Source organism: Citrobacter sp. XT1-2-2, from assembly GCF_023516235.1.
Taxonomy (GTDB): domain Bacteria; phylum Pseudomonadota; class Gammaproteobacteria; order Enterobacterales; family Enterobacteriaceae; genus Citrobacter; species Citrobacter werkmanii.
In genome coordinates, this window is sequence record NZ_CP097324.1 from 2,359,657 (window position 1) to 2,372,784 (window position 13,128).

Consider the following 13,128-nt stretch of genomic DNA (forward strand, 5'->3'; position numbering starts at 1 on the left):
CGGTAAAGAATAAACACCAGGAGTCATGAATATGAGTCAGTTTCCGACGCTCTCCGCGACCACGCTGGCGGCGATCAATACTGTAGGGCAATGGCTGGCGCAGAGCGATTTTACGGGGGACATCACGGTTCAGTCAGATTGCGTAATTCTGGCGGGGAACGCGGTGATCCCGACCATCGACGCCGCCTGTCGGATCGCGAAAGACCAACAGGTTCCCTTATTGATTAGTGGGGGCATCGGCCATTCCACGCGCTTTCTGTATGACGCGATTGCCCGACATCCTCGCTACAATATCATTCGAACCACCGGACGTGCGGAAGCGGCGATCCTTGCCGATATCGCTCACCAGTTCTGGCACATTCCGGGGGAGAAGATTTGGGTGGAAGACCAGTCAACAAACTGCGGTGAGAATGCCCGATTTAGCTGTGCGTTACTGAACCAGGCGACAGAAAGCATGCATACCGTCATTGTGGTACAGGATCCGACCATGCAACGCCGAACGATGGCCACCTTTCAGCGCGTAACCCGCGATGAGCCGCATGCGCCGCGCTGGTTGAGTTTCCCGGGATTCGTTCCTGAGCTGGTCCAACAGGGCGACGGCGTGGACTTTGCGCCGACGGCCGAAGGGCTATGGTCAGTGGATCGCTATCTTTCGCTCATTACCGGAGAGTTGCCGCGTCTGCGGGACGATGTTAATGGCTATGGTCCCTGTGGCCGCGATTTTATCGTGCATGTGGATATTCCCGGTAACGTTGAGGCAGCCTGGCAGCAATTGAAAAGCGATACCGCGCTGTCAGACTTACTGGAGAGCCGCTCTCTGTGATCCCCGCTGCCCGTTTGTAAGCGTTTTGCTGCAAACGGGCATAAATCCCGCCCGTTTTTTCCTTTCATCAGCGCTTTGCCAGACGCTTTTATGAAGCCGCTCACAGAACAGTCACTGTAGTGATAATTCGTCAGGCATGATTGATATTAATTAACAATAGTTTTACTTGTTAAAAACAAATCAATCACAGGAGAAGCGCATGTCAGTACCCGTACAACATCCTATGTATATCGATGGGCAGTTTGTGACCTGGCACGATGACGCCTGGATTGATGTCGTCAATCCGGCCACGGAAGAGGTTATCTCACGTATTCCGGATGGACGTGCCGAAGATGCGCGTAAAGCGATAGACGCCGCCGAGCGCGCTCAGCCTGAATGGGAAGCGCTGCCTGCCATTGAACGGGCGAACTGGCTACGCAAAGTATCTGCGGGTATCCGTCAACGCGCCAGCGAAATCAGCGCATTGATAGTGGCTGAAGGCGGGAAAATACAGCAACTGGCCGACGTTGAAGTCGCATTTACCGCCGATTATATCGATTACATGGCCGAGTGGGCACGCCGTTATGAAGGCGAGATCCTGCAAAGCGATCGCCCGGGCGAGAATATCCTGCTGTTTAAGCGCGCTCTGGGCGTGACAACGGGCATTCTGCCGTGGAATTTTCCGTTCTTCCTGATTGCTCGCAAACTGGCCCCCGCGCTGCTGACGGGCAATACCATTGTCATTAAACCGAGTGAGTTTACGCCCAACAACGCCATCGCCTTTGCCAAAATTGTTGATGATATCGGCTTGCCTCGCGGGGTATTTAATCTGGTCCTGGGACGCGGTGAAACGGTCGGCCAGGAACTGGCCGGAAACCCGAAAGTCGCAATGGTCAGCATGACCGGTAGCGTCGGAGCGGGCGAGAAAATTATGGCTGCAGCGGCCAAAAACATCACTAAAGTCTGTCTGGAACTGGGGGGCAAAGCCCCGGCGATCGTGATGGATGATGCTGACCTTGAGCTGGCCGTGAAGGCAATTGTTGACTCACGGGTGATCAATACCGGGCAGGTATGCAACTGCGCCGAACGCGTGTACGTCCAGAAAGGTATTTATGACCAGTTCGTTAATCGTCTGGGTGAAGCGATGAAAGCCGTACAGTTCGGCAATCCGGCTGAGCGCAATGACATTGCGATGGGACCGTTGATTAACGCCGCTGCGCTGGAACGAGTGGAGCAGAAAGTTGCGCGAGCGGTGCAGGAGGGGGCCAGAGTAGTGCTAGGCGGTAAGGCGGTAGAAGGCAAAGGCTATTACTATCCGCCGACATTACTGTTGGATGTGCGTCAGGAGATGGCGATTATGCACGAGGAGACCTTTGGTCCGGTGCTGCCGGTGGTGGCGTTTAATACGCTGGAAGAGGCACTGACGATGGCCAACGACAGCGACTACGGGCTGACTTCATCAATTTACACGCAAAATCTGAACACCGCGATGAAGGCGATTAAAGGGCTGAAGTTTGGCGAAACCTATATTAACCGTGAAAACTTCGAGGCAATGCAGGGTTTCCACGCGGGGTGGCGCAAGTCCGGGATTGGTGGGGCAGACGGTAAACACGGCCTGAATGAATATCTGCAAACGCAGGTGGTTTATCTGCAGTCCTAAGCTTTTAGCCGGGTGAGTTTGTACGTCACCCGGCGTAATTTTTACACTTTGTCGGCTATCCCGTTCATTCGACCTCCACCACAACGTCAGAGCTTGATAAATTTATCCAGCGTGCGAATAAGTTGGGTCACAAAGCCGTACTCGTTATCGTACCAGGCGACGGTTTTTACCAGTTGCAGATCGCCCACTTCGGTAATCTCGGTTTGTGTCGCATCAAATACTGAACCGAAATGTGAGCCAATCACATCTGACGAGACAATCTCCTCGTCGGTATAGCCAAATGACTCATTATTCAGCGTGGCTTTTTTCAGCGCGTTATTAACCTCTTCAGCGGTGACCTTTTTACCCAATACCGACACCAGTTCCGTGACGGATCCGGTTTTCACCGGTACGCGCTGGGCGTGGCCTTTTAATTTTCCGCTCAATGCCGGAATCACCAGGCCAATCGCTTTCGCCGCACCGGTGGTATGGGGAATGATGTTCTCCGCCGCCGCCCGCGAGGCGCGCAGATCTTTTCCGCGAGGGCCATCTACCAGCGATTGTGTCCCCGTGTAGGCATGGATGGTTGTCATAGTGCCCAGTTGAATACCGAAGTTGTCATGCAGGGCTTTCGCCATCGGCGCCAGGCAGTTAGTGGTGCACGATGCGACAGAGATAATTCGATCGTTCGCATCCATCGTGTCGTCGTTCACGTTAAAAACAATGGTTTTCATATCCCCGGCAGGGGCGGATATCAGGACTTTTTTGGCGCCTGCGTCCAGGTGCGCGTTGGCTTTTTCTGTTGAGGTGTAAAAACCGGTGCATTCGATGATGATCTCTGCGCCAGTGGCTTTCCACGGAATATTTTTGGCCTCTTTTTCTGCATAAACAGCGATTCTTTTACCGTCGACAATCAGCGCGTCTTCGGTAAAGTCGATACTCCAGGGAAATGGACCGTAATTTGAGTCGTGTTTTAACAGATAGGCGAGAATTTTGGGCGAGGTCAGGTCATTAATGGCGGCGACCTCCACGCTGCTTTTGACCTCCAGTAGTCGACGCAATACCAGACGACCGATACGACCAAAGCCGTTAATGCCAATTTTACTCATGGTTTTCTCCTGTCAGGATGAGGCGGTACGACATATTTTCCCTACCAGGCATAGTCCAGTCAGGCATCCGGGGCAATAGCTGTTTTTGCGCTTAAACGTAACTGACTGATAATGGATGAACAAAAATTAATGAATTTTTAACAAAAGCCCGTTATGTTGACGCATTATTGTTTTTATTCAGGAAGTGTTATGGGGAATAAGTATTCTGGCCTGCAAATTGGTATTCACTGGCTGGTTTTTTTGTTGGTCATTGTGGCCTACAGCGCCATGGAGTTTCGCGGATTTTTCCCGCGTAGCTATCGTCCCTTGTTCAACATGGTGCACGTATCCTGTGGCATCACGATTTTAACGCTGATGGTGGCGCGTCTGCTGGTCAGGCTGAAATATCCGGCGCCGCCGATTGTGCCAAAACCGAAACCGATGATGACCGGAATGGCGCATCTGGGGCATCTGGTCATCTATCTGTTGTTTATTGCGTTGCCGATTATTGGTCTGGTGATGATGTACAACCGGGGCAATCCGTGGCTTGCATTTGGCCTTGTCATGCCATATGCGGCAAAAGCCAACGTTGATCTCGTGGAGATGCTGAAGTCCTGGCACGTGACGCTGGCAAACCTGGGCTATTTTGTTATTGGTTTGCATGCCGCAGCCGCCCTGATGCATCACTACTTCTGGAAGGATAATACGCTGCTGCGCATGATGCCGCGTAAGCGTTCCTGACGTAAAGCCCCGCAAGCGCGGGGCTTTTTTACCGCTTGCAGATCGAGATACCTTTCGTCCTTATCGTTCCGGTTAAATGAACATCTTCCTCTGCGGAATAAAACAAAAAATTATTTTTCCAGACACGATAAAAGCTTACCGACGAGATGATTAAACAATACCCAGTTCGCTACTCTCGTCACTTGATCGCCGTCCTCATTAAAACTACTGTATATAAATACAGTTAAGTGAGAGGCCGATTATTATGTTGTTTTTCCAGCCTGCAAAACGTCGACAAACGAAAAATTTTCCCCTGTTCAGCGACCTTGTGCCCTGTGGTTTTCCTTCTCCGGCGCAGGATTACGTTGAGAAAGGTATCGATCTCAATGACCTGCTGGTACAGCATCCCAGCGCAACCTATTTTGTAAAATCATCGGGTGATTCTATGGTCGGGGCGGGGATCGGTGAGGGTGATTTGCTGATTGTCGACAGCGCCAGAAACCCGGTTCATGGAGACATCGTGATTGCCGCCATTGAGGGAGAATTCACCGTTAAACGTCTGCAATTGCATCCAATTGTGATGCTCAAGCCAGAGAACAGAACCTACGCGCCCATTATCATCGGCAGCGAGGACTCGCTGGATATCTTTGGCGTGGTGACCTTTATCGTTAAGGCGGCTGGCTGATTATGTTTGCCCTGGTGGATGTTAATTCGTTTTACGCCAGTTGTGAGATGGCATTCCGGCCCGATCTGAAAGACAAACCGGTTGTCGTTCTTTCCAATAACGACGGTTGTGTTATCGCCTGTAGCGCGAAGGCTCGGGCGCTTGGCGTCACAATGGGCGCTCCGTACTTCAAACAGAAAGATCTGTTTCGGCGCTACGGCGTGGTGTGTTTTAGTTCCAACTATGAACTGTATGCGGATATGAGCAGTCGGGTCATGTCTATCCTGGAAGACCTCTCTCCACATGTGGAAAGGTACAGTATTGATGAAGCATTCTGCGATTTGACGGGAGTAAGAAACTGTAGGGATTTGACGGATTTTGGTCTCGAAATCAGGGCCACAATTCTACAGAAAACACGCCTTCAGGTTGGCGTTGGCATCGCCCAGACCAAAACGCTGGCAAAGCTCGCGAATTACGCCGCCAAAAGATGGCCGCAACAGACTCGCGGAGTGGTGGATTTATCAAATATTGAGCACCAGCGTAAGCTGATGGCCGCACTCCCTGTCGGTGAAGTGTGGGGCGTGGGCCGCCGTATCAGTAAAAAACTGGACGCGATGGGGATTAAAACCGTCCGTGACCTGGCTGATACCGACATTCGCTTTATTCGCAAACACTTCAACGTAGTTCTTGAACGAACAGTACGGGAATTGCGCGGTGAGTCGTGCCTGGCGCTGGAAGAGTTTGCGCCGGTTAAACAGGAAATCGTCTGTTCACGCTCGTTTGGTGAAAAACTCACGGACTATAACGCGATGCGTGAAGCGATTTGCACCTATGCCTCACGTGCGGCGGAAAAGCTGCGCGGGGAGCATCAGTTCTGTCGGTTTATCTCTGTATTTATCAAAACCAGTCCATTTGCCCTGAAGGAACCGTATTACGCTAACAGCGCGTCGGTAAAGCTGCTGATCCCGACCCAGGACACCCGGGAAATTATGAGTGCGGCAACGCGCAGCCTGGACGCTATCTGGCGAGAGGGGCAACATTATCAAAAAGCGGGTGTGATGTTGGGCGATTTTTTCAGTTCTGGCGTGGCGCAACTGAATCTGTTTGATGGCAACGCCCCCCGGAGCCACAGCGCGGAATTAATGATGGTGATTGATCGGTTGAATAAAAAGGGACGTGGGACAATCTGGTTTGCCGGGCAGGGGATTGAACAGCCGTGGCAAATGAAACGAGAGATGCTCTCACCCCGCTATACGACGCGTTTTACTGATTTACTGCGCGTCAGGTGAGTCTTAATACCTGCTGATTCAAATTTTTAATGTATCGATGACGGCTCGCAAGGCAGGTGACACGTTACGGTGCGGGTAATACAGAAATGAACCATCCAGACGCTGACTGTAACGTTGCAGAACCCGGATAAGCGTGCCTCGTTCTAAATCATCGGCAATCAACTCTTCGGGGACATAACCCAGCCCCAGGCCCAGTCTGGCTGCTTTTGCTTCCATGTAACTGTCAGCAAAGGCCCACTGTCCCTGCGGCCGGTGGGTGATTCTTTTACCACCATCGTTGAGCTCCCAGGCATACAGGCTTCCATCACCAAACTGATATGCGATGCAGGGGTGGATCACTAAATCTGCTGGTGTTTGGGGAAAGCCGTAGCGACGAAAATGCTCCGGCGTGCCAACTACCGCCATCTCCATATCGGGTGAAATGCGCACCGCGACCATGCCACTACCTACTTCTGAACCCAGGCGGACGCCCGCATCAAATCGTTCAGCAATAATATCGACGAACCGACTTTCGCTAATAAGTTCAAGTCGGATATCGGGGTAGCGTTGTTTAAATACCGCCAGCTTCGGCAGGAGTACTTTATCAATGGCGTGCTGGCTGGCATTGATACGTACCGTACCTGAGGGAGTATTACGATAGTACGCCAGAGTGGAAAGTCCTGAATTCAAAGCATCAAACCCCGATTCTACAGTCCGGTAGAGCTGTTCGCCGGCATGCGTCAACGACAATTTACGCGTAGTACGGGCCAGCAACTGAACCCCCAGACGCTGCTCCAGCTCACGCACTGAACGGCTGATGCCTGATTGCGCCAACCCAAGTCGTTGTGCGGCCGCGGTAAAACTGCCTTCCCGCACTACCTGCATAAACAGGTAGAGATCGTTATAGTTTTCCCGTTTTGCCATTCTTCAGTCCTCGCCTGATATGCCGCCATTTATAACAATATGATATTAATTCTAGCATTTTACACCCTCTAATCAGAACGAATACTGCTACCTATAATGAGCGCATTGCAACCAGGCACAGCAATGTTGTCCGTATAAGACCTGTACCCACAACCTATTTTTAGGGGAACAAGTGATGAAAGCTTTCACCAGAAAACTGTCGACCACCCTACCTGCCATGCTGCTATGCGCATCATTAAATGGAGTCACAACGATGAGTTATGCTGATACAACCAACCCAAACGCGCCCGTTTCGATGGTCGAAAAATGGGATAAAACCTTCGCCGAGAGTACGAAAGTCAATCATCGCAAGATAACTTTTCAGAACCGCTATGGGATCACGTTAGTTGGAGATCTCTATATTCCAAAAGATCGAGGCGAACGCAAACTGGCGGCAATTGCGGTTAGCGGTCCTTTTGGCGCTGTCAAAGAGCAGTCCAGTGGACTGTACGCGCAGACGCTGGCTGAACAGGGTTTTGTGACGCTGGCCTTCGATCCTTCATATACCGGCGAAAGCGGCGGTATTCCACGTAATGTTGCCTCTCCTGATATCAACACCGAGGATTTCAGCGCGGCGGTTGATTTCCTTGGCCTACAAAAAGAAGTGGATCGCAATCGCATCGGCTTACTTGGTATCTGCGGTTGGGGCGGGATGGCGTTAAATGACGCAGCAATGGATACACGTGTTAAGGCCGTTGCGACTAGCGTAATGTATGACATGAGTCGCGCAATGGGCCATGGCGTCGGTGATGGCAAAGACCGGTATACCTCCGCAGACCGCCACGCGGTATTGCAGTATCTGAATGCGCAGCGCTGGAAAGATGCGGAAAAGGGCACATTTGCCCCGGGTGGACATGACATTAATGTTGACGAAGAAGGTAATGTCAGTGCAGGGGATCGTATTCTGCCGGAAACCTTACCTGCAAATCCGCATCCGGTACTGAAAGAGTTTTACGATTATTACCGGATGCCACGTGGTTTCCATGCGCGTTCTGTCAATTCAACAGGCGCATGGAACGCAACAATGCCCCTGTCGTTTATGAATATGCCGCTGCTAAGCTACGCCAATGAAATTACTGTTCCTGTGCTGATCGTAACGGGTGAAAAAGCGCACTCACGTTATTTTGCCGAAGACGCCTTTAAGGCCGTTGGTAGTAAAGATAAAGAGCTGGTGGTCGTTCCGGGGGCTAACCATGTTGATTTATATGACAATGTGGCCGGTAAAATACCATTCAGCAAATTTGAGCAGTTTTTCAAAACCTCCTTAAGATAAATTCCTGGCCGGAAAACTTAACAAAGCTACCTGTTTGGCAGGTGGCTTTGCCCTTGTTTTGCCCCGGCAATATATAGAGAAAATAATAATGTCCACACTGAGCCATAATACCTTGTGTAATAAAACGCACGCACACTGGGGCGGCGTATTTGCCATGACGCTCTGCGTCTTTATTCTTATTGCCTCAGAATTTATGCCGGTCAGTTTATTGACGCCGATTGCCAGAGATTTGCACGTTTCAGAGGGACTGGCTGGTCAGGGAATAGCGATTTCCGGCGTGCTGGCAGTACTAACCAGCCTGACCATTTCAAATGTTGCCGGGGATCTGAATCGTAAATATCTTCTGCTGGGGTTGACCATTTTAATGGCTGTGTCGGCAATAATGATCGGATTAGCTCCCAGTTATCCGCTTTATATGTTGGGAAGAGCCACAATTGGTATTGTCATTGGCGGCTTTTGGTCATTGTCGGCAGCAACGGCAATACGGCTGGTTCCGCAGCACCAGGTTCCCCGGGCGCTGGCTATTTTTAATGGTGGGAATGCGCTGGCAACCGTAGTGGCGGCCCCGCTGGGCAGTTACCTGGGGGCAACCGTCGGCTGGCGTGGGGCTTTTTTATGCCTTGTGCCTCTTGCGATAACGGCGTTCATCTGGCAAAGCATCAGTTTGCCCGAAATGAAAAAGGATACGGTGCACAAGCCGCGTGGGTCGGTACTTCGTCTGCTTCGTGTCTCCATTGTATCAACCGGTCTGCTGGCCTGCGGACTCTTCTTTATGGGGCAGTTTGCATTATTTACCTACGTCCGTCCGTTTCTGGAGACGGTGACCAGGGTGAATGCTTCTGGTCTATCTTTGATTTTGCTCGCAATTGGCATCGCGGGGTTGGCTGGTACGCTTATAGTGACGACATTCCTGAACGCCAGATTTTATCAAACACTCATGGCTATACCATTACTGATGGCTATCATTGCCGGAATGTTACTCCTGGTCGGGCATTGCACCTGGGCTGTTACTGGGCTATTAAGCCTGTGGGGAATGCTCGCTACTGCTGCGCCAACGGGGTGGTGGACATGGCTGGCGCGGACGCTGCCCGAGGATGCTGAGGCGGGCGGTGGTCTGATGGTCGCCGTCATCCAGCTTTCGATTGCGCTTGGTTCAACGGCTGGGGGGCTAATGTTCGACCGTCTGGGATGGCAAAGTTCTTTTGGACTCAGCGCTCTACTACTTGTTGGTGCGCTAGCCGTAACGTTTCTTACGTTCCGCCAAATACGCCAGAGTCACTAATACACCATCAGCAAATCTGTATGGATTAAGTGACGGAGAATAAATAACCCTTCAATTTTACAATTATGTAAAAATTCTGATAGTATACCCCCCTATAGTATCTGGAGGGCGTATGCCACATTCACCTGAAGATAAAAAACGTATCCTCACCCGTGTTCGCCGTATTCGCGGTCAAGTTGACGCGCTTGAGCGGGCGCTGGAGTCCGGCGAACCGTGCCTTGCGATCCTGCAACAAATTGCCGCTGTACGCGGCGCATCCAATGGCCTGATGGGCGAAATGGTGGAGATCCACCTGAAAGACGAACTGGTCAGCGGCGAGACAACGCCAGACCAGCGAGCCGTGCGTATGGCTGAAATCGGCCATCTTCTTCGCGCTTATCTAAAATAACACCATCACCTCGCAATAATGGGAAGAGACAAATGAAATCACGTGCAGCAGTTGCATTTGGCCCCGGCCAACCGCTAAAAATTGTCGAAATCGACGTCGCACCGCCAAAGAAAGGTGAAGTTCTGGTTAAAATTACCCACACTGGCGTGTGTCATACTGACGCTTTTACGCTCTCAGGCGACGATCCGGAAGGGGTATTCCCGGCGGTGCTTGGCCATGAAGGCGGCGGTATTGTGGTTGAAGTGGGTGAAGGCGTCACCAGCCTGAAAGCGGGCGACCATGTCATCCCCCTGTACACGGCAGAATGCGGTGAGTGTAAGTTCTGTAAATCAGGGAAAACCAACCTGTGTCAGGCTGTACGCGCCACCCAGGGCAAGGGGTTGATGCCGGATGGCACGACTCGTTTCTCATATAACGGCGAGCCGATTTATCACTATATGGGCACCAGTACCTTCAGTGAATATACCGTTTGCGCGGAGATCTCACTGGCAAAGGTTAACCCGCAGGCTCCGCTGGACAAAGTGTGCCTGCTGGGCTGTGGCGTCACTACCGGGATCGGGGCAGTACATAACACCGCGAAAGTGAAAGAAGGCGATACCGTGGCCGTATTTGGTCTTGGCGGTATCGGCCTGGCGGTGATTCAGGGCGCGGTGCAGGCGAAAGCCGGACGTATTCTGGCCGTTGATACCAACCCGGAGAAATTCAAACTGGCGGGTGAAATGGGCGCGACGGATTTCATCAACCCGAATGATTACGATAAACCGATTCAGGATGTGATTGTTGAGCTTACCGATGGCGGTGTGGACTTCAGCTTTGAATGTATCGGCAACGTTAACGTAATGCGTGCGGCGCTGGAATGCTGCCATAAAGGGTGGGGCGAGAGCATCATCATCGGCGTGGCAGGCGCTGGACAAGAAATCAAAACGCGTCCGTTCCAACTGGTTACCGGGCGAGTCTGGCGCGGTTCGGCGTTTGGCGGCGTGAAAGGGCGCACTCAACTCCCGGGAATGGTCGAAGAAGCGATGAGCGGAAAAATCCAGTTGGATCCGTTTATCACCCATCGCTTACCGCTGGAGCAGATTAACGAAGCATTCGATTTAATGCATCAGGGTAAGTCCATCCGTACCGTTATCCACTTTGGCGATAACTGATTCATTGGCCAGCGGATTTATCCGCTGGCACTTTCCTGAATTTTTTAGAATTATGTTGTGAAAGTGTGACGAATCCGGCGCTTTTTACGGTAAGTAAACCTCACGGATTGCCGATGACTATCTAACGGGCGTGTTTTCACGCATAAACCCTACAAGAGAGTCGACGGTCATGGACAACACAACATCGATGCAGGCCCAGCATAAACTGGGATTTCTGCATCAAATCCGACTGGTTCCGCTGTTTTCCTCCATTCTCGGTGGCATCCTTCTGTTGTTCGCCTTAAGTTCAGGGCTGGCAAGCTATTTTCTTATGCAGGCCGATCGCGATCAGCGCGACGTGACCGACGAGATTCAGGTCAGGATGGGGTTATCTAACAGCTCTAACCACTTACGCACCGCACGTATCAACATGATCCATGCCGGCGCGGCGAGCCGTATTGCCGAAATGGATGACATGAAGGCCAATATCGCCGAGGCAGAAAAACGGATTAAGCAATCGCAGGACGGCTTCAATGCTTATATGGCGCGTACGGTGAAAACGTCTGCTGATGAAGCGTTAGACGCCGAATTAAGCGCCAGCTTCAAAGCCTATACCGACGGTTTACAGCCGATGCTGAAATACGCTAAAAACGGCATGTTTGAAGCGATTATCAACCATGAAAATGAACAGGCCAGACCGCTGGATTCCGCTTACAACAAGGTGCTGCTGAAAGCCATTGAGATTCGTACTGCCAGGGCGAATAACCTCAGCGAGCAGGCGCACCAACGTACGCAACTTGGTATAGCGTTTATGCTCGGCGCATTTGCCCTCGCGCTGGTGCTCACCGTGATGACGTTTATCGTACTGCGCCGCACCGTTATCCATCCTCTGTTACGTGCAGCCCTGCGCATCGAGCAAATTTCGGCAGGCGACCTGACCATGCCAGAGGAACCGACCGGGCGCAGTGAAATTGGTCGCCTGAGTCGTCATCTGCAAACTATGCAGCATTCGCTGGTGAAAACCGTGGGCACGGTGCGCCAGGGGGCAGAGGAAATTTATCGCGGTACCAGTGAGATTTCTGCAGGGAATACCGATTTGTCTTCACGTACAGAGCAACAGGCCGCGGCGATTGAAGAAACGGCGGCCAGTATGGAAGAGCTAACGGCTACGGTGAAGCAAAACGCTGACAACGCGCACCATGCGAGCAAGCTGGCGGAAGACGCTTCCGGCAAGGCGAGTCGTGGCGGTCAGATGGTTTCTGGCGTGGTGAAAACCATGGGCAATATCTCAGGTAGTTCGAAGAAAATCTCTGAAATCACAGCCGTTATAAACAGCATTGCTTTCCAGACGAATATCCTGGCGTTGAACGCGGCGGTAGAAGCGGCGCGGGCGGGAGAGCAGGGACGCGGGTTTGCCGTGGTCGCCAGTGAGGTACGCACGCTGGCGAGCCGAAGCGCGCAGGCGGCAAAAGAGATTGAGGGGTTGATTAGCGAATCGGTACGACTCATTGACCAGGGATCCGATGAAGTGGTCGCGGCGGGTAATACCATGACGGATATTGTCGATGCGGTAAAACGCGTGACCGATATCATGCTGGAAATTGCGGCGGCCTCTGATGAGCAGAGCCGGGGCATTGTGCAGGTGAGCCAGGCGATTTCGGAGATGGATAAGGTGACGCAGCAAAACGCCTCTTTGGTTGAAGAAGCGTCGGCCGCAGCGGCATCGCTGGAAGAACAGGCGGCACGTTTAACTGAAGCCGTCGGTACATTCCGCTTAAATGGGGGAAGCGCAATAAAGCGCGCTGCTGGTACCAAAATATCGGGCCATTCAAGTCTGCAGGCAGCAACGGTCAGTGATGATAACTGGGAAACGTTTTAACACGCTATAAGGGACCAGATGGTCCCTTAATT

12 protein-coding genes are annotated in these 13,128 nt (G+C 52.0%); 10 read left to right on the top strand and 2 right to left on the bottom strand.

The window, feature by feature from the left end; genetic code table 11:
* The first annotated feature begins 25 nt into the window (after positions 1-25).
* Entirely contained in the window at positions 26-823 is a 798-nt protein-coding gene (locus M4I31_RS11195; protein WP_176281252.1) for a YdcF family protein, read from the top strand.
* Positions 824-1,022: 199 nt separating this feature from the next.
* A complete protein-coding gene (gene aldA / locus M4I31_RS11200; RefSeq protein ID WP_085048143.1) occupies positions 1,023-2,462 on the top strand; it encodes an aldehyde dehydrogenase in 1,440 nt (479 codons plus the stop codon).
* Positions 2,463-2,548: 86 nt separating this feature from the next.
* On the opposite strand, the gene gap is transcribed toward aldA, so the two are convergent.
* Positions 2,549-3,550: a type I glyceraldehyde-3-phosphate dehydrogenase gene (gene gap / locus M4I31_RS11205; RefSeq protein WP_085048144.1), complete on the bottom strand. Its 1,002-nt coding sequence runs from the start codon at positions 3,548-3,550 to the stop codon at positions 2,549-2,551.
* 189 nt (positions 3,551-3,739) lie between these two features.
* Between gap and cybB the strand changes: the two genes are divergently transcribed.
* The 3 genes from cybB (at position 3,740) to M4I31_RS11220 (ending at position 6,202) form a co-directional block, all read left to right on the top strand.
* Positions 3,740-4,270 carry a cytochrome b561 gene (gene cybB, locus M4I31_RS11210; protein WP_069324952.1) on the top strand — a complete coding sequence of 177 codons (531 nt, stop codon included), beginning with the start codon at positions 3,740-3,742 and terminating at the stop codon, positions 4,268-4,270.
* A gap of 244 nt (positions 4,271-4,514) precedes the next feature.
* Entirely contained in the window at positions 4,515-4,934 is a 420-nt protein-coding gene (locus M4I31_RS11215; protein WP_085048145.1) for a translesion error-prone DNA polymerase V autoproteolytic subunit, read from the top strand.
* A gap of 2 nt (positions 4,935-4,936) precedes the next feature.
* Positions 4,937-6,202, top strand: coding sequence for a Y-family DNA polymerase (locus tag M4I31_RS11220; protein WP_085048146.1), 1,266 nt, complete (start codon positions 4,937-4,939; stop codon positions 6,200-6,202).
* A gap of 18 nt (positions 6,203-6,220) precedes the next feature.
* On the opposite strand, the gene M4I31_RS11225 is transcribed toward M4I31_RS11220, so the two are convergent.
* Positions 6,221-7,105, bottom strand: coding sequence for a LysR family transcriptional regulator (locus M4I31_RS11225; protein ID WP_085048147.1), 885 nt, complete (start codon positions 7,103-7,105; stop codon positions 6,221-6,223).
* A gap of 175 nt (positions 7,106-7,280) precedes the next feature.
* Here M4I31_RS11225 and M4I31_RS11230 point away from each other — a divergent pair, with 175 nt between their 5' ends.
* The 5 genes from M4I31_RS11230 to M4I31_RS11250 all read left to right on the top strand — a co-directional run bounded on the left by M4I31_RS11230 (position 7,281) and on the right by M4I31_RS11250 (position 13,096).
* On the top strand, positions 7,281-8,417 hold the full coding sequence (locus tag M4I31_RS11230; RefSeq protein ID WP_085048148.1) for an alpha/beta hydrolase: 1,137 nt from the start codon (positions 7,281-7,283) through the stop codon (positions 8,415-8,417).
* Between the two features lie 88 nt (positions 8,418-8,505).
* Complete coding sequence (locus M4I31_RS11235) at positions 8,506-9,699, top strand: MFS transporter (RefSeq protein ID WP_085048149.1); 1,194 nt, start codon at positions 8,506-8,508, stop codon at positions 9,697-9,699.
* Positions 9,700-9,811: 112 nt separating this feature from the next.
* Entirely contained in the window at positions 9,812-10,087 is a 276-nt protein-coding gene (locus tag M4I31_RS11240; RefSeq protein WP_003833178.1) for a metal/formaldehyde-sensitive transcriptional repressor, read from the top strand.
* A gap of 32 nt (positions 10,088-10,119) precedes the next feature.
* Positions 10,120-11,238 carry an S-(hydroxymethyl)glutathione dehydrogenase/class III alcohol dehydrogenase gene (locus M4I31_RS11245; RefSeq protein ID WP_038640779.1) on the top strand — a complete coding sequence of 373 codons (1,119 nt, stop codon included), beginning with the start codon at positions 10,120-10,122 and terminating at the stop codon, positions 11,236-11,238.
* Positions 11,239-11,407: 169 nt separating this feature from the next.
* Positions 11,408-13,096, top strand: coding sequence for a methyl-accepting chemotaxis protein (locus M4I31_RS11250; RefSeq protein ID WP_085048150.1), 1,689 nt, complete (start codon positions 11,408-11,410; stop codon positions 13,094-13,096).
* Positions 13,097-13,128: the final 32 nt, after the last annotated feature.

Excerpts from the sequence above, each read along its gene's own strand:
- M4I31_RS11195 (WP_176281252.1), top strand. The coding sequence starts at position 26 with ATGAATATGAGTCAGTTTCCGACGCTCTCCGCGACCACGCTGGCGGCG.
- aldA (WP_085048143.1), top strand. The coding sequence starts at position 1,023 with ATGTCAGTACCCGTACAACATCCTATGTATATCGATGGGCAGTTTGTG.
- gap (WP_085048144.1), bottom strand. The coding sequence starts at position 3,550 with ATGAGTAAAATTGGCATTAACGGCTTTGGTCGTATCGGTCGTCTGGTA.
- cybB (WP_069324952.1), top strand. The coding sequence starts at position 3,740 with ATGGGGAATAAGTATTCTGGCCTGCAAATTGGTATTCACTGGCTGGTT.
- M4I31_RS11215 (WP_085048145.1), top strand. The coding sequence starts at position 4,515 with ATGTTGTTTTTCCAGCCTGCAAAACGTCGACAAACGAAAAATTTTCCC.
- M4I31_RS11220 (WP_085048146.1), top strand. The coding sequence starts at position 4,937 with ATGTTTGCCCTGGTGGATGTTAATTCGTTTTACGCCAGTTGTGAGATG.
- M4I31_RS11225 (WP_085048147.1), bottom strand. The coding sequence starts at position 7,105 with ATGGCAAAACGGGAAAACTATAACGATCTCTACCTGTTTATGCAGGTA.
- M4I31_RS11230 (WP_085048148.1), top strand. The coding sequence starts at position 7,281 with ATGAAAGCTTTCACCAGAAAACTGTCGACCACCCTACCTGCCATGCTG.
- M4I31_RS11235 (WP_085048149.1), top strand. The coding sequence starts at position 8,506 with ATGTCCACACTGAGCCATAATACCTTGTGTAATAAAACGCACGCACAC.
- M4I31_RS11240 (WP_003833178.1), top strand. The coding sequence starts at position 9,812 with ATGCCACATTCACCTGAAGATAAAAAACGTATCCTCACCCGTGTTCGC.
- M4I31_RS11245 (WP_038640779.1), top strand. The coding sequence starts at position 10,120 with ATGAAATCACGTGCAGCAGTTGCATTTGGCCCCGGCCAACCGCTAAAA.
- M4I31_RS11250 (WP_085048150.1), top strand. The coding sequence starts at position 11,408 with ATGGACAACACAACATCGATGCAGGCCCAGCATAAACTGGGATTTCTG.